This is a genomic window from Streptomyces sp. NPDC007901, assembly GCF_042959465.1.
Taxonomy (GTDB): domain Bacteria; phylum Actinomycetota; class Actinomycetes; order Streptomycetales; family Streptomycetaceae; genus Streptomyces.
The window spans coordinates 388,138-407,237 of record NZ_JBIBKW010000005.1 but is presented as its reverse complement, the minus strand read 5'-3'; the positions used below and the strand labels follow the sequence as shown (position 1 = coordinate 407,237).

General features: G+C 74.5%; 6 protein-coding genes and 1 pseudogene. All 7 read right to left on the bottom strand.

Annotated elements, in window-relative coordinates; translation table 11 throughout:
• Nucleotides 1-49 precede the first annotated feature (49 nt).
• The 7 genes and pseudogenes from ACFZDK_RS19340 to ACFZDK_RS19310 all read right to left on the bottom strand — a co-directional run bounded on the left by ACFZDK_RS19340 (nt 50) and on the right by ACFZDK_RS19310 (nt 19,075).
• Nucleotides 50-1,141: a hydrogenase expression protein HypE gene (locus ACFZDK_RS19340; RefSeq protein ID WP_355729381.1), complete on the bottom strand. Its 1,092-nt coding sequence runs from the start codon at nt 1,139-1,141 to the stop codon at nt 50-52.
• 3 nt (nt 1,142-1,144) lie between these two features.
• Nucleotides 1,145-2,638, bottom strand: a complete 1,494-nt coding sequence (locus ACFZDK_RS19335; protein ID WP_390973899.1) for a hypothetical protein — start codon at nt 2,636-2,638, stop codon at nt 1,145-1,147.
• 245 nt (nt 2,639-2,883) lie between these two features.
• A complete protein-coding gene (locus ACFZDK_RS19330) occupies nt 2,884-3,717 on the bottom strand; it encodes a methyltransferase domain-containing protein (RefSeq protein WP_390973898.1) in 834 nt (277 codons plus the stop codon).
• 31 nt (nt 3,718-3,748) lie between these two features.
• The gene (gene ccrA / locus ACFZDK_RS19325; RefSeq protein WP_390973896.1) at nt 3,749-5,101 is read right to left on the bottom strand and encodes a crotonyl-CoA carboxylase/reductase; all 1,353 of its coding nucleotides are present in this window, start codon (nt 5,099-5,101) and stop codon (nt 3,749-3,751) included.
• A gap of 6 nt (nt 5,102-5,107) precedes the next feature.
• Complete coding sequence (locus ACFZDK_RS19320; protein WP_390973894.1) at nt 5,108-7,432, bottom strand: beta-ketoacyl synthase N-terminal-like domain-containing protein; 2,325 nt, start codon at nt 7,430-7,432, stop codon at nt 5,108-5,110.
• Nucleotides 7,429-10,503, bottom strand: a pseudogene (locus ACFZDK_RS19315) (type I polyketide synthase); the annotation flags it as partial. The pseudogene ACFZDK_RS19315 and the gene ACFZDK_RS19320, both read right to left, overlap by 4 nt.
• Nucleotides 10,504-10,564: 61 nt before the next feature.
• Entirely contained in the window at nt 10,565-19,075 is an 8,511-nt protein-coding gene (locus ACFZDK_RS19310; RefSeq protein ID WP_390973893.1) for an SDR family NAD(P)-dependent oxidoreductase, read from the bottom strand.
• Nucleotides 19,076-19,100: the final 25 nt, after the last annotated feature.

The following is a 19,100-nucleotide window of genomic DNA, read 5'->3' as shown; positions in this document are numbered from 1 at the left end:
CTGACCTTTGCTGTGGGGGACTGGGGGTGGGGGGACTGACCGTGGCGCGTCAGGGGCGCCAGCGCGGGGCGTAACCGCTGGTGAGCTTGCGCTTGTTGTGACGCCACTTGGGTTCGTGGTTCACCAGCTCGTTGGTGAAGCCGCGCAGCCGGCGGATGACCGCCCCGTACGGCTTGATCGCGAGCGAGGAGAGGGTGCCGCCGGGCGGCTCGTCCATGAACGGCATGAAGGCGTCCGGGAAGCCCGGCATGGTGCAGCCGATGCAGATGCCGCCGACGTTGGGGCAGCCGCCGATGCCGGCCATCCAGCCCCGCTTGGGCACGTTGCAGTTCACCACCGGACCCCAGCAGCCGGTCTTCACCAGGCACTTGGGGGAGTTGTAGTCCGCCGCGAAGGTCGCCTGCTCGTAGTAGGCGGCGCGGTCGCAGCCCTCGTGGACCGTGCGGCCGAACAGCCACTGCGGGCGCAGCATGTGGTCCAGCGGGGGCGGCGGGGCGGTGCCGGCGGCGTGGTAGAGCACCCAGACCAGGGTCTCCATGAAGTTCTCCGGCTGCACCGGGCAGCCCGGGATGTTCACCACCGGCAGCCCGCCCTGGGACTTGAACTCCCAGCCCAGGTAGTCCGCGAGGCCCATGGCGCCGGTCGGGTTGCCGGCCATGGCGTGGATGCCGCCGAAGGTGGCGCAGGTGCCGACGGCCACCACCGCCCAGGCCTTGGGGGCCAGTTGGTCGATCCAGTCGTTGAGGGTCTGCGGCTGGCCGGTCTCCGGGTCGTTGCCGAAGGACGTCCAGTAGCCGTCGCCCTCGATGATGTTCTGGTTCGGGATCGAGCCCTCGATGACGAGGATGAACGGCTCCAGTTCGCCCCGCGCCGCCTTCCGGTAGGGGGCGAGGAAGTCCTCGCCGCCCAGGCTCGGCGAGAGCACCTTGTTGACCAGGTTGACCTTCGGCATCCCCGGGATCAGGCCGAGGACCAGATCCTCGATGGAGGGCTGGTCGGCCGCGGTCACGGAGACGGTGTCGCCGTCGCAGCTCATGCCCTCGGAGATCCAGAGAATGGTGATCTCGTCGAACCCCTGGTGCTCGCCGGTTCGGGCGGGTTCGCCGCCGACGGCGGTGGTGGTGCCGTTGTGGGTGCTCATGCGCTAGGCCTCCGATGGAGAGGGCCCCGGGGACGGCTCGGCCGCCGTCTCTGGGTCCGGGACGTCGGTGCCCCCGAGCGGCTCGACTTCGTCGGGCCGGAAGTAGTGGAAACGGCCGTACCAGCCGTGCAGTTCGGCCGCCGGGTCGTCGTCGACGGTGACGGCGAGATGCGTGCTGCCGTCCACGTCGTGGAAGACGGCGGCCACGGTCGCGGTGCGGCCGACGAGGAACATGTCCTGGGCGTCGGCACCCCGGCCGCGCGGACGCAGCCGCACCCGGGCGCCGCCGCCGACCCGCACCCCGTCGACGAGAACCGTGTCGGTGGCCGGGGAGAGCCCGTCGTCGGCGCCCTCCTGCCACCAGGCGGGGCGCTCGGCAGGAGCGGGGCGGCCGGCGGGGCCGAGCGAGCGGATGGCTCCGTGCAGCCGTCCGAGGACCTCCGGCGGCATGGTGTCGACCCGGTCGAGGATCTCGGCGGCCCGCGCGTCGGTGGCCCGGGCCTCGCGTTTCTCCTCGTCCGTCAGCAGCATCGTGCGCAGGGTGAGGATCTCGTCGATCTCACCGGCGTCGTGCAGATCCCCCGGGCTCTCCGGCGCCACCTGCGGATGGTCGGGGAGGATGATCGGCGAGGAGAGCAGCAGGGCGGACACCGAGCCGGCCTCGGGGGCGACGGCGGGGGGCGGACCGCCCAGCACCGGGAAGGTGAAGTCGTTACGGCAGTTCCGGGCGGCCTCCTGGAGGGCCGGGCCCGGGTCGATCAGGGAGACGAACTCCGCGCCCTCGGCGCCCAGCAGGGTGTGGGTGGCGATGAGGGCCTGGCGGAGCGCCTGGTCTCGGGGAGCACGCGGATCCGCCGTACGGCCCTCGTTGGCGGTGCGCACCCGGATCCGGAACAGGTCCGCGCCGAGCCGTTCGGCCTCCAGTGTGGTGCTGGCCCGCACCTCCTCCCGGCGGCGCACGACCCGCCCGCCGCCGGAGGGCAGCGGCTCGGTGCCGGTACCGGCCGGGGCGCCCACCCGGACCGTGTGCACGCCCTCGGCCAGCGGGACCGCGAGGTCGGCCTCGCGCGGCACCGCCTCCTCGAACGTGAGCTGCACCGTGCCGTCGTCGCAGGTCAGCGACTCGACCGGGCGTCGCTCGGCGTCCTCGACCTGCTTGTGCTGCAGCTGCAGATACCGCACCCGCAGCCGCACGGTCGCGTCCGGCCGTCGTACCCGCAGCAGGCACTCGGTCTGCTGGTACCAGGAGTCCGCCGAACCCGACACGCCCGGGCTGACCGGGTCGTCGGCCTCCACCCAGTCCCGGGGGAACAGCACCCCGAACTGCCAGCGGGCACGGTTCTTCGGCGAGGACCGCCGATAGGGGTAGAGGAGATAGCCCTCGTAGAGGACGGCATCGGCGACGGCGCTCATCTGTTCGAAGGTCGACGCGGGACGGTCGAAGCCGTCCGCCAGGGCAGTGCGGGGCGCTCTGCCGTCGACCAGTCCCTCGGCCATGCAGCCTCCTCGGATCCGTGCGCGCGCCCATACCTTCCACCACGGTCACACCGGTCACGCCCGCCCGCCTCCTCTGGCTGAGCGACGTTGGGCCGGACGGGGGACGGAGACGGGGACGGGGGCGTACGCGGGCCAGGGGACTCGGGGACGGCGGGTCGAGGGGGCGGTGCGGATCCGGAGAGGGCACGAGGCCGGCCGCCGGGAGGGGGCCCGGCGGCCGGCCAGGGGGTGCGGTACCCCTGCGGTCAGGGGCGTACCGCCGCCACGAGCAGGCAGCCGAACTCGTCGACGCCCACCATGTCGGACGGCCGGAACAGATCCGGCAGGTTGGTCTGGCCGAGGGCCTCGGGGCGCTCGGCGTCGGCGGTCGGGCGGGCCAGTTCGGTGAAGGTGCGCTGCATGGTGTGCTCGGTGATGTCGAGCAGCCCGCGCAGCCGCAGGCCGGCCCGGTGCAGCATGGCGACGTAGTCGTCGGCGTCGGCGAGCGTCACCATGAAGTTGCGGCAGAACTTCTGGATGGACGGATGGGGCACCGCCTGCCTCGGCGCCCGCTCGAACACGTCGGTCAACACCAGCCGGCCGCCCGGCCGCAGCACCCGCGCCACCTCGGTGAGCACCTGCTCCCGGTCCGGCATGTGGATGATCGACTCCAGGGCCATCACGGCGTCGAACGTGCCGTCCTCGAAGGGGAGTTTCATCGCGTCGGCGTGCCGGAACTCCGCCCGGTCGGCGAGCCCCGCCTCCGCGGCCAGCCGGTTGGCGGTCTTCACCTGCTCCTGGCTGATGCTGATCCCGGTGACCCGGGCGCCGGTCCGCCGCGCCACCCGGATGCCGGGGCCGCCCACCCCGCAGCCCAGGTCGAGGACGTGCGCCGAGTCGTCCACCAGCAGCCGCTCGATCAGCACGTCGGTGAGCCGGTCGACCGCCTCCTCCAGCGTGGCCGTGGAGTCGGGGGTGTCCCAGAAGCCGATGTGGATGTTGGGGTTGAACGTGCCGTCGTTCAGCGCGGTCAGGGTGAGCCGGTCGTACAGCTTGCCGACGGCCTCCGGCACGGGCAGCGTCTGGGTGGAGTCGGTCATGGGATCCGCCTTTCCGGATAAGGGATGTACGTCAGCTGAGGGTGGCCGGATCGGCCGCGAACTCCCGCAGCGGGTTCAGGGCCTCCTCACCGATCCGGGCACGCAGTCCCGGTGCGGTGACGCCGAGGCCGGGCTCGGGGGCGAGGCAGAGCACACCGACCTTGCCGATGTGCCGGTTGAGCTGCACCAGCCGGGTCGCCTCGCCGACCCGGTCCAGCGGGAACAGCGAGGACAGCGCCGGGGCCAGGCCGCCGAGCGCGAACAGCCGGGCGCACTCGACCTGTTCCTGGAGGTTGGCGACATGGCTGCCGAGGACGCGCTTGAGTCGCATCCACAGGTAACGGTTGTCGAACCGGTGGACGTAACCGGTGCTGGAGCCGCAGGTCACGACCGTTCCACCGCGCTTGACCACGAACACCGAGATACCGAACGTGGACCGGCCCACATGCTCGAACACGATGTCCGGGTCCGTACCCACCGCGTCCCGGACGATCCGCCCGATCCGCTTGCCGGCCTTGAGCGTCAGCTCGGGGTCGTCGCCCTCGTCGTCACCGACGCCGACGTCCTGCCGGTTCACGACGACGTCGCACCCGAGCTTCCGGGCGGCCCGCGCCTTCTCCTCCGAGCCGACCACGCCCACCGCGATCCCGCCGCCGTTCTTCACCAGCTGCGCCGCGTAGGCGCCGAGCCCGCCCGAGGCGCCCCAGATCAGCACCACGTCGCCCTGCTTCATCCGGGCGCCCCGGTCGCTGACCAGCATCCGGTACGCAGTGCCCGCGCAGGCGGGGATCGTCGCCGCCTCCTCCCAGGTCAGGTGCGGGGGCTTGGGGATGAGCTGGCTGGCCCGCGCCACCGCGTAGTGCGCAAGTCCGCCGTAGTTCGTCTCGTACCCCCAGGCCAGCTGGTGCTCGCCCAGCATGCCGTCCGCCTGGTTGGCCGGCTCCTGGTCGTCCACCCGGGCCGCGTTCACCATCACGTGGTCGCCGATCCGCCAGCGCCGCACCCCGGTGCCCGTCCGGACGACGACCCCGGCCGCGTCCGAACCCAGCACATGGAACGGCCGGTCGTGCCGGGCCGCCCAGCCGCCCTCCCGGCCGTACGCCCGCAGGAAGCGGAAGGTGGACAGCGGCTCGAACTTCGCCGACCACACCGTGTTGTAGTTGATCGAGCTGGCCATGACGGCGACCAGCACCTCGTCCGGGGCCAGTTCGGGCATCGGGACCTCGCCGACGCGCAGGGTGCGGCGGACGTCCTTGTCCGGGGCGTCGCCGAACACCTCCTCGTCCTCCACCCGCAGATGCGCGGCGGTGAAGTGCGCGGGCAGCGGGGCGCGTTCCAGGTCGCCGGGGGAGGCCCCGGACAGGACGGCGTCGGTCAACGACATGGCGGATCACCTCTGTTCGGGGGAGCGGTCGAGGGGCGGGGCGTACCAGTGGTGCGCCCCGGCGAACGGATAGGTCGGCAGCGGCACCCGCCGCACCCCGGGCCCGCCGAAGACCGCCTCCCGGTCGAGTCGTACCCCGGAGACGAAGGCACCGGCCAACTGGTGGGCGAAGGAGTCGAGTTGGGCACCGGGCGCGGCGGGCAGGCGGATCAGCGCGGAGTCCGGGCCGGCCGGGGCGGGCTCGTCAGGTGGTGCCTCGCCGCCCGTGAGTCCGGCGAGCGCCGCGCCCAGGGTGCGGTCGCCGCGCAGATGCGCGGCGGCCCAGCGCCCGGCCCGGCCCTCGCCGAGCAACGTCGTGGCGGCGACCCCGCAGGCCTGCCACAGCCAGGTGTACGCCACGTGCAGCGCGAACGTGGCCACCGGCGCGTCCGGTCCCGACGCCGGCAGCAGCTTCGCCAGCGGCCGCCCGTCCGTGTACGGGACGAGCGCCTCGTCCAGATCGGCGACGGCGTCCCGGAAGGCCGGCCACTCCCAGGGCAGCCGGTCGTAGGAGGGCAGACCGGCGGGGCCGGGGTCGGCGCAGACCAGCGCGGTCCGGCCGGTGCGGGCGGCCCCTGACCGCACCCACAGGGACGGCTCCCCGTCCGCCAGCGCCCGCAGCCCGGCGAGGTACTGCCCTCGGTCGGCGCCGACCACCGCCGCCCGGTGCGTGAAGACACCGCGGGTCACCGCGAGGGAGTACGCGAGGTCCGCGTCGGACCAGCGCGCCGGGTGCGCGTCGAGGTGGGCGAGCAGCCTGCGGGCCTGCCGGCGCAGGGCCGCCGGGTCCTTCGCGGACAGCAGCCACGGCAGCGGACGCACGTCCCGTGCGGGCCCGGCGGACGCTCCGGACGGCGCGTCCGCCGGCCACGGCGGGTGCGCGGGGGCTTCGAGGACGACATGCCCGTTGGTGCCGCCCGCGCCGAGCGCCGTCACGGCCGCCCGTTCGGGCCGGTCCGTCCGCGGCCACGGCACGGCGGCCGGCACCGGCCGCAGCACCCCGCCGCTGCGCGCCACGGTCTCCAGCGGGGGCTCGCAGTTGAGGGTCGCGGGCACCGTGCCGTACCCGAGCGCGAGCACCGCCTTCATGATCCCGGCCATCCCGGACGCCGACTGCGCATGGCCCAGGTTGGACTTGACCGACCCGAACAGCAGCGGCCGCTCCGGCGGGCGCTCCCGGCCGTAGACGGCGAGCATCGCCTCCGCCTCCATCACGTCCCCCAGCGGGGTGCCGGTGCCGTGCGCCTCGACATAGTCGACATCCGCGCCCGACAGCCCGGCGTCCGCCAACGCCCGTGCCATCACCCGCTGTTGCCCCGGCCCGTTGGGCACGGCCAGGCCGTTGCTGGTCCCGTTCTGCCCCACCGCCGAGCCACGCACCACCGCCAGCACCGGATGCCCGCCCCGCTGGGCGTCCGACAGCCGCTCGAGGAGCAGCACCCCCACGCCCTCGGCCCAGTTGCCGCCGTCGGCCTCGGCCGAGAACGGCTTCGTCCGCCCGTTCCGCGCCAGCGCGCTCAGTCTGCTGTGCTCCAGGAACACATCGGGTACGGCCATCACGGTCACCCCCGCGGCCAGTGCCAGCGAGCACTCTCCCGACAGCAGCGAGCGCCGGGCCAGATGCAGCGCCGAGAGCGAGGAGGAACAGGCGGTGTCGACGGTGAGCGCCGGGCCGTGCAGCCCCAGGGCGTACGCGACACGGCCGGACGCGGCACTGGGCAGCGTCCCGACGGCCAGATAGTCCGTGCCCTCCTCCGGGCGCTCCCGCCCGCCGTCCGTCCCCGCGTACCCCTGCGGGGTGAGGCCCACGAACACGCCCGTGGGCGACCCGGACAGCGTCGACGGATCGATCCCGGCGCTCTCCACGGCCTCCCACGCGGTCTCCAGGAGCAGCCGCTGCTGGGGATCGGTCCCCGCGGACTCCTCCGGCGAGTAACCGAAGAACTCCGCGTCGAACACCCCGGCGGCCTCCAGGAACCCGCCCTCCCGCACGCTGCACCGGCCCGGGACCCCCGGCTCAGGGTCGTACATGCTCTCGACGTCCCAGCCCCGCCCGGCGGGGAACGGGGACAGGCAGTCCCGCTCCTCCACCAGGGCCCGCCACAGTGCCTCCGGGGTGTCGATGCCCCCGGGCCAGCGGCAGCCCATCCCGACCACCACGACCGGATCCCGCCCGCGCGACCGCTCCGCCTCGGCGAGCCGCTCACCCAGCTCGCCCACCTTCCGCCGCTCCTCCTGCAGCGCGGCCGTGGCCTTGCGCAGGTAGTCCCGCAGCCGGGCCTCGTCGCTCATCGCGCCTCCTGCGAGCCGTCGGCGTCGATCAGGGCGAACAGCTCGTCGTCCGTCGCGTCGGCCAGGTCGTCGTCGCTCCCGTCGCCCACCAGCCCGGCCAGATGCTCGGCCAGCAACAGGGGCGTCGGATGGTCGAAGGCCACGCTCACCGGCAGGTCGAAGCCGGTCGCCGCGACCAGCCGCCGACGCAGGTTGACCGCCGTCAGCGACTCGAAGCCCAGCTCCTGGAAGGTCCGTTCGGGGACGATCGGTTCCGGAGAGTCGTGCCCGAGCGCCACGGCGGCGTGCAGCCGGACGAGGTTGAGCATCTCGTCGAGCAACTCGTACGGGGAGAGCGCGGCGAACCGGTCCCGCGGAGCGCTGTCCTCGGCTGCCGTGGTGACCACGGGTTGCGGCGCACGGGCGGCCGGCTGGCTCGACTCCAGCCAGTAGCGCTGGTGTTGGAAGGGGTAGGTGGGGAGCGCGACGGGTCGGTCGGGGTTGTGGTTGGTCCAGGTGGGGGTGGTGCCGGTCACGTGGGCCTGGGCGAGGGCGGTGGTGAAGTCGGCGGGGGTGCCGTGGTCGCGACGGAGTGTGTAGAGCGCCGTGGCGATCTCCGTCTCCTCGATGGCGGGGGTGAGGACGGGGTGCGGGCTGGCCTCGATGGTGGTGCGGTGGCCGGTGTCGAGGAGATGGGTGAGGGCCTGGTGGAAGAGCACCGGGCGGCGGAGGTTGGCGTACCAGTAGGCGGCGTCCAGTTCCGGTCCCTGGACGGGTTCGCCGGTCACGGTGGAGATCATGGTGACCGTGGCCTGTCGGGGGCGGACGTCGGCCAGCGCGGTGGTGATTTCCTCGTGGAACGCGTCGACTTGGGGGGAGTGGGAGGCGTAGTCGACGTGGACGCGGCGGACGCGGATGCCTTGTGCGGTGCAGGTCTCGGTGAGTTGGTCGAGGGCTTGGGGGGTGCCTGAGACGACGGTGGTGGTGGGGGAGTTGTGGGCGGCGATGGTGGCGTCGAGGCCGGTCAGGTGTTCCTGGACCCGGTCGGCGTTGGTGTTGACGGTGGCCATGCCGCCGTGGCCGGAGAGGTGGCGCATGGCGGTGGAGCGGATGGCGACGATGCGTGCGGCGTCCTGCAGGGTGAGGATGCCGGCGATGTGGGCGGCGGCGATCTCGCCTTGGGAGTGGCCGATGACGGCGGCGGGTTGGATACCGGAGGCTGTCCAGAGGCGGGCGAGGCTGGTCATGACGGCGAAGAGGGCGGGCTGGACCATGTCCACCCGTTCCAGCCATGCCTCGTCCGTGCCCGTCAGGGTGTCGATGAGGGACCAGCCGGTGAGCGGGTCGAGGGCTTGGGCGCAGGCGTCGAGGGCTTGGCGGAAGGCGGGGTCGTCCGCGTACAGGTCGCGTCCCATGCCCGCCCATTGCGAGCCCTGCCCGGGAAAGACGAAGACCGGACCCCGGCCCGTGGGGCCGGCCTCTCCGGTGATGAGCTGCGGGGCTGGCCGGTCCTCCGCCAGCGCCCGCAGGCCGCTGATGGCGGTGTCGCGGTCGTCGGCGACCACGACCGCCCGGTGCGGGAGCAGTGCGCGGGTCGTTGCCAACGCGTGTGCGGCGTCGGCGAGTTGGAGATCCGGGTCGGTCTCCAGCCGTTCCGCGAGACGTGCGCCCAGCGCGGCCAGTGCCTCGGTGCTCGCGGCGGACAGCAGCAGGGGCAGGCGGGCGGGAGGCTCCTCGGTGGCGGGCGGCTCGGGGTCCTCCGGCTGCTCCAGGATGATGTGGGCGTTGGTTCCGCTGATGCCGAACGACGAGATTCCGGCCCGGCGTGGCCGGTCGGCCTCCGGCCACGGGAGGGCGCGGTCGAGGAGGTGGATGGCGCCCTCGGTCCAGTCGACCTGGGTGGTCGGTGTGCCGAGGTGGAGGCTGCGCGGGAGCAGGCCCTCGCGCATCGCCCAGATCATCTTGAGGACGCCCGCCACCCCGGCGGCGGCCTGGGTGTGCCCGATGTTGGTCTTGACGGAGCCGAGGTGGAGTGGGCTGGTGCGGTTCTGGCCGTAGGTCGCGAGGAGGGCCTGGGCCTCGATGGGGTCGCCGAGCCGGGTGCCGGTGCCGTGCGCCTCGACCACGTCCACGTCGGCCGGGGTGAGGTGGGCGTTGTCGAGCGCGGTCCGCAGGAGGCGGGCCTGGGAACGGCCGTTGGGCGCGGTCAGGCCGTTGGAGGCGCCGTCCTGGTTGACGGCCGTACCGCGGATGACGGCGAGGACGGGGTGGCCGTTGCGGCGGGCGTCGGAGAGGCGTTCCACCAGGAGGGTGCCCACGCCCTCGCTCCAGGAGGAGCCGTCCGCCGCGTCGTCGAACGCCTTGATGCGGGCGTCGGGGGCGAGCCCCCGCTGACGGGAGAACTCGACGAAGGACTCCACCGTCGACATCACGGTGGCACCGCCCGCCACCGCGAGGTCGCATTCGCCGCCGCGCAGCGACTGGACCGCCAGATGCAGCGCGACCAGCGACGACGAGCAGGCGGTGTCGATGGTCAGGGCCGGGCCCTCCAGGCCGAAGACGTACGACAGCCGGCCGGAGGCGATGCTGCCCGCCGTACCGGCGCCGATCATGCCCTCGAAGCCCTCCGGCGCGGGGGTCAGCCGGGTGCCGTGGTCGTGCGAGAGGATCCCGACGAACACCCCCGTACGGGAACCGGCGAGGCCGAGCGGGTCGAGGCCCGCGCGTTCGAACGTCTCCCAGGTCGTCTCCAGGAGCAGCCGCTGCTGCGGGTCCATCGAGAGGGCCTCACGGGGCGGGATGCCGAACAGGGCGGCGTCGAAACCGGCCGCGTCCTGGAGGAAGCCGCCCTCCTTGACGTAGATGTGGCCGACGGCGTCCGGGTCGGGGTCGTACAGCTCGTCGATGTCCCAGCCGCGGTCGGCGGGCATCGCCGAGATCAGGTCGCGTTCCTCGACGACCGCGCGCCACAGGTCCTCGGGCGAGTCGATGCCGCCGGGGAAGCGGCAGGCGCCCGAGACGATCGCGACGGGCTCCTGCCGCCCCGACTCCAGCTCCAGGAGCCGGGCGCGGGCCCGGTGCAGATCGGCCGTCACCCGCTTCAAGTACTCGATGATCCGCGTGTCTTCCACGGAACGCGTCCCTTTCTGAAGGTCAGAAGGTGCCCATGTCGTCGATGAAGGAGAGGAGTTGGTCGACCGAGGCGTCCTCCAGGCCGAGGTCGGGGCCGTCGGCCGCCGCTGGGGCGTCGCCGTCGCTCCACCGGGCCACCAGGGAGTGCAGCCGCATGGTGACCTTCGCCCGCAGCGCCGGGTCGGAGGTGTCGGCACCGAGCAGGGCGAGTTCCAGCCGGTCCAGGTCGGTGAGGACCGGAGGGGTGACCTCGACCGGGGTGCCGAACAGCTTCTCGTCGAGGAACTCGGCGATGGCCCGCGGGGAGGGGTGGTCGAAGGCGAGGGTGGCCGGGAGTTTCAGGCCGCTGAGCGCGGACAGCCGGTTGCGCAGGTCCACCGCGGTCAGCGAGTCCAGGCCCAGTTCGCGGAAGGCACGGCCGTCGTCGACCTGGTCGGCGGAGCCGTGCCCGAGGACGAGGGCGACGGTGGTGCATACGGCGTCCAGGAGACCGGCGGCGCGTTCGGCGGGGCCGCGCGTGGCGAGCCGTTCGCGCAGGCCGGTCTGGTCGGCGGCGCCCGCGCTGCGCCGGCCGGCCCGCACCAGGCCGCGCAGCAGCGCGGGGAGGGTGCCGTCGCCGGCCTGGGCCCGCAGGGTGGGGAAGTCGAAGCGGGCGGCGACCAGATGGGCGTCGGGGCCGTCGAGGGCCGCATCCAGCAGGGCGGTGCCCTGCTCGGCGGTCAGGCTGCGGGTGCCGGAGCGGGCCATCCGGCGGGCCAGGTCCTGGTCGGTGAGCCCGGCACCCATCTCTGAGCGGTCCTGCCACAGCCCCCAGGAGACGGACAGGCCGGGCAGGCCCAGGGACCGGCGGTGCCGGGCGAGGGCGTCCAGGAAGGCGTTGGCCGCACCGTAGTTGGCCTGGCCCGCGCCGCCGAAGGTGCCGGCCATGGAGGAGTACAGGACGAACGCGGCCAGGTCGGCGTCCCGGGTGAGGCGGTGCAGCTGCCAGGCGGCGTCCGCCTTCGTCCGCAGCACGGTGTCGACATGGTCCGGGGTGAGCGAGCCGAGGGCTCCGTCGGCGAGGACGCCCGCCAGGTGGAACACCCCGGTGAGCGGGTGGAGTTCGGGTACCTGTGCCAGGAGCTCGGCCAGGGCCTCGGGGTCGGACACGTCACAGGCGACGGCCGTGACCTTGGCCCCGGCCCGCGTCAACTCGTCGACGAGCGCTGCCGCGTTGGGGGCGTCGGCGCCCCGGCGGCCGGTGAGCAGCAGATGGCGTACGCCGTGCCGGGCCACCAGATGGCGGGCGAGGACGGCGCCGAGGGTGCCGGTGCCGCCGGTGACGAGGACCGTGCCCTCCGGGTCGAGCGCGCGCCGGACGGGGGTGTCGGCGGTGGCGGTCGCCCGCGCCAGCCGTGCGACGCGCAGGACCCCGTCCCGCAGAGCGAGTTGGGGCTCGCCCGAGCCGAGGGCCGCCGCCAGCACCACCGTCGGGACCTCGGCCGTGTCGCTGTCCAGCAGCACGAACCGGTCGGGCTGCTCCTGCTGCGCCGAGCGGACCAGGCCCCACAGCGGGGCGTGCGCGAGGTCGGTGGGCGCGTCCCGGTCGCCTGCCGCCACCGCGCCCCGGGTGAGGAACACCAGCCGTGCCTCGGCCCAGCGCTCGTCCGCCGTCCATGCCCGGCACAACTCCAGCGCGTCCAGCAGCACTTGCCGGTCCCCGGGCGCGCCGCCCGCGCCGACCACCAGCACCGCCTCCGGCACCGGGGCGCCCCCGTCCACGGCCGTGGCCAGCGCGGCCAGGTCGGCGTAGTGGCGGCGGGAGTCCACCTCGGCCGGCCACACGGCCTCGCACCGCTTGCCCAGCACCGCCCAGCGGGCGGCGGAGGTCTCGCCCGGCGGCAGCGGCGTCCAGTCCAGGCGGAACAGGGAGTTCTCCGTGGCGGTGCGGGTCGCGGTCAGATCGGCGGCCGTCATGGGGCGTACGGCGACGGACTCGGCGGTGAGCACCGGGTGCCCGGCACCGTCGTACAGGTGGAAGGCGAAGGAGCCGTCGCCGAGCCGTACCACCCGGACCCGCAGTTCGGTGGCGCCCTGCGCGTGCAGGGTGACCCCGCTCCAGCTGAACGCGAGCTGCCCGCTGTTCTCCAGGCCGTCCAGGACGACGACGTGCAGGGCCGCGTCCAGGAGCGCCGGGTGGATGCCGTACTCCGGCGCGTTCTTCGCCTCCGGCTGCGGGAGCCGTACCTGGGCGAGGAGTTCGTCACCGCGCCGCCAGGCGGCGGTCAGGCCGCGGAAGGCGGGGCCGTAGTCGATGCCGACGGCGGCGATGCGCTCGTAGGCGTCCTCGGCCGGCAGGGGTTCGGCGTCCCGCGGGGGCCAGTCGGCGAGCGGTTCGGGTGCCGCTCCGGCCGGGGTCAGGACGCCCTCGGCGTGCTGGGTCCACGGGGACTCCTCGTCGGCGTCCGGACGCGAGTGGACGCGTACCGCGCGCCGCCCGGAGCCGTCCGGTGCGTCGACCGTCACCTGGACGACCGTCCTGCCCTGCGCCGAAATCACCAGCGGGCGCTGCAGTGCCAGGTCCTCCACGGCCGCGCAGCCGACCGCGTCACCCGCCCGCACCGCCAGTTCCACGAAGGCGGCACCGGGCAGGATCGCCACCCCGGCCACCGCGTGGTCGTCCAGCCAGGGCAGCGCCCGTCGGGTCAGACGGCCCGTCAGCAGCGCGCCGCCGTCGGCGAGTTCGACACTCACGTCGAGCAGGGGGTGCCCGGTGCCGCGCACTCCGGCGCCCACCGGCCCGGACACCGGCTCCAGCCAGTAGCGTTCCCGCTGGAACGCGTACGTCGGCAGGTCGACCCGGCGGGCGCCGACCCCGTCGAACACGGCGGCCGCCCAGTCCACGTCCACGCCGTGCGCCCAGGCGTCCGCCAGGGCGCGCGCGGTGCGCTCCGGGCCGCCGTCCTCGCGGCGCAGGGTGCCCAGCGCGGCGACCCGCGCGTCCTGGGACGCGGCGATGTCGGAGACCGGGCCCAGCAGCAGCGGATGCGGGCTCATCTCCAGGAACACCCGGTGGCCCCGGTCCAGCAGATGCCGTACGGCCTTCTCGAACTGCACGGGCTCACGCGCGTTGCGATACCAGTACGCGGCCGACATCCCGGCGGTGTCCAGGAGCTCCCCGGTGACCGTCGAGCACAGCGGGACCGTGCCGTCCTGCGGAGCCAACTCTGCCAGTGCGTCGAGGAGTTGTTCGCGCAGCCGGGCCATCTGCGGGGCGTGGCCCGGTGCCACCGCGCCGCGCACCCGGCGCACCTGCGCGCCCTCGGCCTCGGCCACCGCGAGGAACTCCTCCAGGGCCGCCACATCCCCGGTGACCACCACGGACGCCGGCCCGTTGACGACACCGACGCTCAACTCCGTCTCCCACGGCCCGAGTCGGGCCGCGACCCACTCCGGGGACTTGGACACCCCGGCCATCGCGCCCAGGCCCACCACGTCCACGATCAGCCGGCTGCGCAGCGCCACCACCCGGGCCGCGTCCTCCAGCGACAGGGCCCCTGCGACGTGCGCGGCGGCGATCTCGCCCTGGGAGTGGCCCACGACCGCAGCCGGCCGCACCCCGGCCGCCTGCCAGGTGCGGGCGAGGGCGACCATGACCGAGAACAGCACCGGCTGCACCACGTCCAGCCGCTCCAGCGACGGCGCGTCCGGATCCCCGGCCATCGCGCCCGTCACCGACCAGCCGACCAGGTCGGCGAAGACCCGCTCGCAGTCCGCGAACGCGTCCCGGAACACCTCGGAGCGCTCCAGCAGCGCCGAGGCCATGCCCACCCACTGCGAGCCCTGCCCGGGGAACACGAACACCGCCTCGGCGCCGGTCGGCGTCCCCGTGACCACGTGCGGCGCCTCCTCGCCCGCCGCCAGCGCCGCGAGCCCGGCACGAGCCTCCTGCGGACCGGCGGCGAGGACCACCGCGCGGTGCGCGAGCGCCGTGCGCGTCGCCGCCAACGACCAGGCCACATCCGTCAGTTCCGGAGCGTCCTCGGCCGCCAGCAGTCCGGCCAGCCGGGCCGCCTGGCCGCGCAGCGCCGCCGGGGTGTGCCCGGACAGCACCAGCGGGGTCACTGGCAGCGGCAGCCGCGGCTCGTCCGTCACCGGCGCGGGCGGCGCCTGTTCGAGGATCACATGCGCGTTGGTGCCGCTCGCACCGAACGCCGACACCCCCGCCCGGCGCGGCCGGTCCACCGCCGGCCACACCTCGGCCTCGGTCAGCAGCCGCACCGCACCCAGCGACCAGTCGATCCGCGTCGACGGCCGGTCCACGTGCAGGGACCGCGGCAGCAGCCCGTGCCGGAGCGCCATCACCGTCTTGATCACCCCCGCCACGCCCGCCGCGCCCTGCGTGTGCCCGATGTTCGACTTGATCGAGCCGAGCCGCAGCGGCCGGTCCGCCGCCCGGTCCCGGCCGTAGGTCGCCATCAGCGCGTGCGCCTCTATGGGGTCGCCGAGCCGGGTGCCGGTGCCGTGCGCCTCGACGGCGTCCACATCGTCCGGGACCAGGCCCGCGTCGTCGAGCGCGGCCCGGATCACCCGCTGCTGGGCGGTGCCGTTGGGCGCGGTGAGCCCGTTGGAGGCACCGTCCTGGTTGACCGCCGTACCGCGTACGACGGCGAGCACCCGGTGTCCCGCCCGCAGCGCGTCCGACAGCCGCTCCACGAGCAGCATGCCGACCCCCTCCGACCACATGGTGCCGTCGGCCGCCTCCGCGAAGGACTTGCTGCGCGCGTCCGGCGCCATCAGCCCCTGCCCGGAGAACCCCACGAACGCGCCGGGCGTCGCCATCACCGTCGCCGCCCCGGCCAGCGCCAGATCGCACTCCCCGGCACGCAGCGCCCGCACCGCCTGGTGCAGCGCGACCAGCGCCGACGAGCACGCCGTGTCCACGGTCACCGCCGGGCCCTCGAAACCGAAGGTGTAGGAGATCCGGCCGGTGGCGATCGACCCGCCGATGCCCGTCGCGAAGTACGGCACCAGGTCGTCCGGCATCCGCTCCGGGCCGAGCAGGTAGTCGTGCCCGACCAGCCCCGCGAACACCCCGGTACGACTGCCGCGCAGCGCGGCCGGGTCGAGACCGGCCCGCTCCATCGCCTCCCAGGCCGTCTCCAGGAGCAGCCGGTGCTGCGGGTCCATGGCGAGCGCCTCGCGCGGCGAGATCCCGAAGAACGCCGGGTCGAACTCGCCCGCCTCGTGCAGGAATCCGCTCTCCCGCGCCTCGGTCGAGGTCCCCGGGTCACCGCCCGGGGCGAACAACTCCTCAAGGTTCCAGCCCCGGTTGTCCGGGAAGCCGCCCAGGACGTCGCGCTCGTCGGCCACCAGCCGCCACAGGTCCTCGGGGCTGGTCACCCCGCCCGGGAACCGGCAGCCCATGCCGATGATCGCGACCGGCTCGTCGGGCCTGCGCCGCGGGCGGGGCCGGGCCGGGGCGGACGGCGGGGCGGGTTCGCCCCGGACCTCCTGGTCCAGCTGGGCGGCGAGCACCTGCGGGGTGGGGTGGTCGAAGACGGCCGACGCGGGCACGGACAGCCCGGTGACCGCGCGCAGTTCGGCGCACAGCTCGACCGCGCCGACCGAGGTCACGCCCAGCTCGGAGAACGGCCGGTCGGCCGCCACCGCCTCCCGCGACGCATGGCCGAGGACGGCGGCGGTGGCGGAGCGGACCAGGTCCAGCGTCTCCAGCCGGGCCTGACGGACATCCGGCCGGATCTCGGCGAGCTCCACGGGGGCCGCCGTACCGTCGAAGGAGCGGCCCGCCGCGAGCCAGTACCGCCGGTGCTCGAAGGCGTACGTCGGCAACGGCACCCGCACCGCGCCCGTGCCGGCGAACACCGCGTCCCAGTCCACGGTCACCCCGGCCGAGTGCACCTGGCCCAGACCGAGGAGCAGGGAGCGGGTGTCGGGGCGGTCCTTGCGCAGGGTCGGGGCGAGGACCGCCGCCGCGCGGTCGGCCAGGCAGTCCGCCGCCATCGACGCGAGCACCCCGTCGGGGCCCAGCTCCAGGAAGACCCGTCCGCCGTCCGCCTCGGCGGCCCGCACCGCGTCCAGGAACCGGACCGGCTCGCGCAGATGCCGTACCCAGTACTCGGCAGCGGTCACCTCGCCCGGCCCGACGAGCCTGCCGGTGAGCGCCGAGACCAGCGGGATGCGCGGCTCGTGGTAGGTGACGCGGGCCGCCACCTCCCGGAACTCCGGCATGGCCGGCTCCATCAGGGCCGAGTGGAAGGCGTGGCTGACCTGGAGCCGCCGGGTCTTGTGCCCGCGCTCCGCGAGCGTGCGGGCCACCGCCTCGGTCTCCTCCGCCGCACCCGACAGGACGACGGACCCCGGTCCGTTGACGGCCGCGATGCCCACGCCCGGCGTCAGCAGCGGGGCCACCTCGGCCTCGTCCGCCCGCACCGAGATCATCACCCCGCCCGCCGGCAGCCGGTCCATCACCCGGCCGCGCGCGGCGACCAGCGCGCACGCGTCGGGCAGCGACAGCACCCCGGCCACGTGGGCGGCGGTCAGCTCGCCGACGGAGTGTCCGACCAGCCGGTCCGGCACCACCCCCCACGACTCCATCAGCCGGAACAGCGCCGTCTCGACGGCGAACAGGGCGGGCTGCGTGAACGCCGTCCGGTCCAGGGCCGCCGCGTCACCGAACAGGACCGGCCGCAGCGGGAGTTCGAGCAGAGGATCGAGGTGCTCGCAGACCTCGTCGAGGGCGGCGGCGAACCCCGGGAACTCGTCGCACAACTGCTGTGCCATGCCCACGTACTGGGCGCCCTGGCCGGTGAACAGGAAGGTGAGGGATGGCTGTTCGGCCGTCTCGCCGCGTACGACGCCCGCGCCCGGGGTGCCCTCGGCGAGGGCGTCCAGTCCGGCGAGCAACTCCTCGGTGTCGGCCGCGACGACGAGCGCGCGGTGCCGCATCCGGGCCCGGGTGGTGGCCGTCGACCAGCCGAGATCGAGCGGACGCAGCCCGGGGTGGGCGCGCACATGGCCGGCGAGCCGGGCCGCCTGGCCGCGCAGCGCGTCGGGGGTGCGGGCGTCGAGCAGGACGGGGCGTGCGGACGGGGTACCCGTCTCCTCGGTTCGGCCGTCCTCCGTCGGTTCGGCCTCCTCCAGCAGGACATGCGCGTTCGTCCCGCTGATCCCGAAGGACGAGACCGCCGCCCGGCGCGGCCGGTCCGTGCGCGGCCAGCGCCGCTCGTCGTGGAGCAGCCGGACACCGGCGGTGTCCCAGTCGACGTGCGCGGTCGGCGGGTCGGCGTGCAGGGTGCGCGGCAGGACGCCGTGGCGCAGGGCGAGCACCGTCTTGATGACACCGGCGACCCCGGCGGCTGCCTGCGTGTGCCCGAGGTTGGACTTGACCGAGCCGAGCCACAGCGGCCGCCCGGTGTCCCGGCTCCTGCCGTACGTCGCGAGCAGCGCGTCCACCTCGATGGGGTCGCCGAGCCGGGTGCCGGTGCCGTGCGCCTCGACGGCGTCCACGTCGGCCGGGGCCAGGCCCGCGTCCTTGAGCGCAGCCCGGATCACCCGCTGCTGCGCGGTACCGCTGGGCGCGGTCAGGCCGTTGGAGGCGCCGTCCTGGTTGACGGCCGAGCCCCGGACCACCGCGAGGACCCGGTGCCCGTTGCGGCGGGCGTCCGACAGGCGCTCCAGGAGCAGCAGGCCGACGCCCTCCGACACCGCGGTGCCGTCGGCGCGGTCCGAGAACGTCTTGCAGCGGCCGTCCGGCGCCAGCCCCCGCTGCCGGGAGAACTCCACCAGCGTCCACGGGCTCGACATCACCGTGGCCCCGCCCGCCAGCGCCAGCTCGCACTCGCCGCCGCGCAGCGCCCGCACCGCCTGGTGCAGCGCCACCAGGGACGCCGAGCACGCGGTGTCCACGGTGACCGCGGGCCCCTCCAGCCCCAGCGCGTAGGCGAGCCGGCCGGACAGCACGCTCTGGGTGGAGCCGGTGCCGAGGTAGCCGCCGAGTTCGGCGACCCCGTCCATCATCGGCGGCACGTAGTCCTGGCCGTTGGTGCCGACGAACACGCCGGTGCCGCTGCCGTGCAGCGCCGAGGGGGCGATCGCCGCATCCTCCAGCGTCTCCCAGGCGACCTCCAGCAACAGCCGCTGCTGCGGGTCCATGGCGAGCGCCTCACGGGGCGAGATCTCGAAGAACCCCGCGTCGAAGTCGCCCGCCGTGCCCAGGAAACCGCCCTCACGGACGTACGCCGTGCCGGGTGCGGCCGGGTCCGGGTCGTACAGCGCCTCCAGGTCCCAGCCCCGGTCGGCGGGCAGCGGCCCGATCGCGTCCCGGCCCTCGGCCAGCAGCCGCCAGAACCCGTCGGGGGAGTCGGCGTCCCCGGGGAACCGGCAGCCCATGCCGACGATCGCGACCGGCTCCGACCGCCCGGCCTCCAGCTGGGCCAACTGGCGCTTGGTCGCGTCGAGTTCGTGTGCCATCCACTTGAGGGTCTCGACGACCTTGTCGCCGCCGGGCGGGGGAGTCTCGCTGCTCGTCACTGCACGTGTCTCCTGTGCTGCTGGG

Bases quoted from the DNA above. Each gene is read 5' to 3' on its own strand.
- ACFZDK_RS19340 (WP_355729381.1), bottom strand. From the start codon at position 1,141: ATGAGCACCCACAACGGCACCACCACCGCCGTCGGCGGCGAACCCGCC.
- ACFZDK_RS19335 (WP_390973899.1), bottom strand. From the start codon at position 2,638: ATGGCCGAGGGACTGGTCGACGGCAGAGCGCCCCGCACTGCCCTGGCG.
- ACFZDK_RS19330 (WP_390973898.1), bottom strand. From the start codon at position 3,717: ATGACCGACTCCACCCAGACGCTGCCCGTGCCGGAGGCCGTCGGCAAG.
- ccrA (WP_390973896.1), bottom strand. From the start codon at position 5,101: ATGTCGTTGACCGACGCCGTCCTGTCCGGGGCCTCCCCCGGCGACCTG.
- ACFZDK_RS19320 (WP_390973894.1), bottom strand. From the start codon at position 7,432: ATGAGCGACGAGGCCCGGCTGCGGGACTACCTGCGCAAGGCCACGGCC.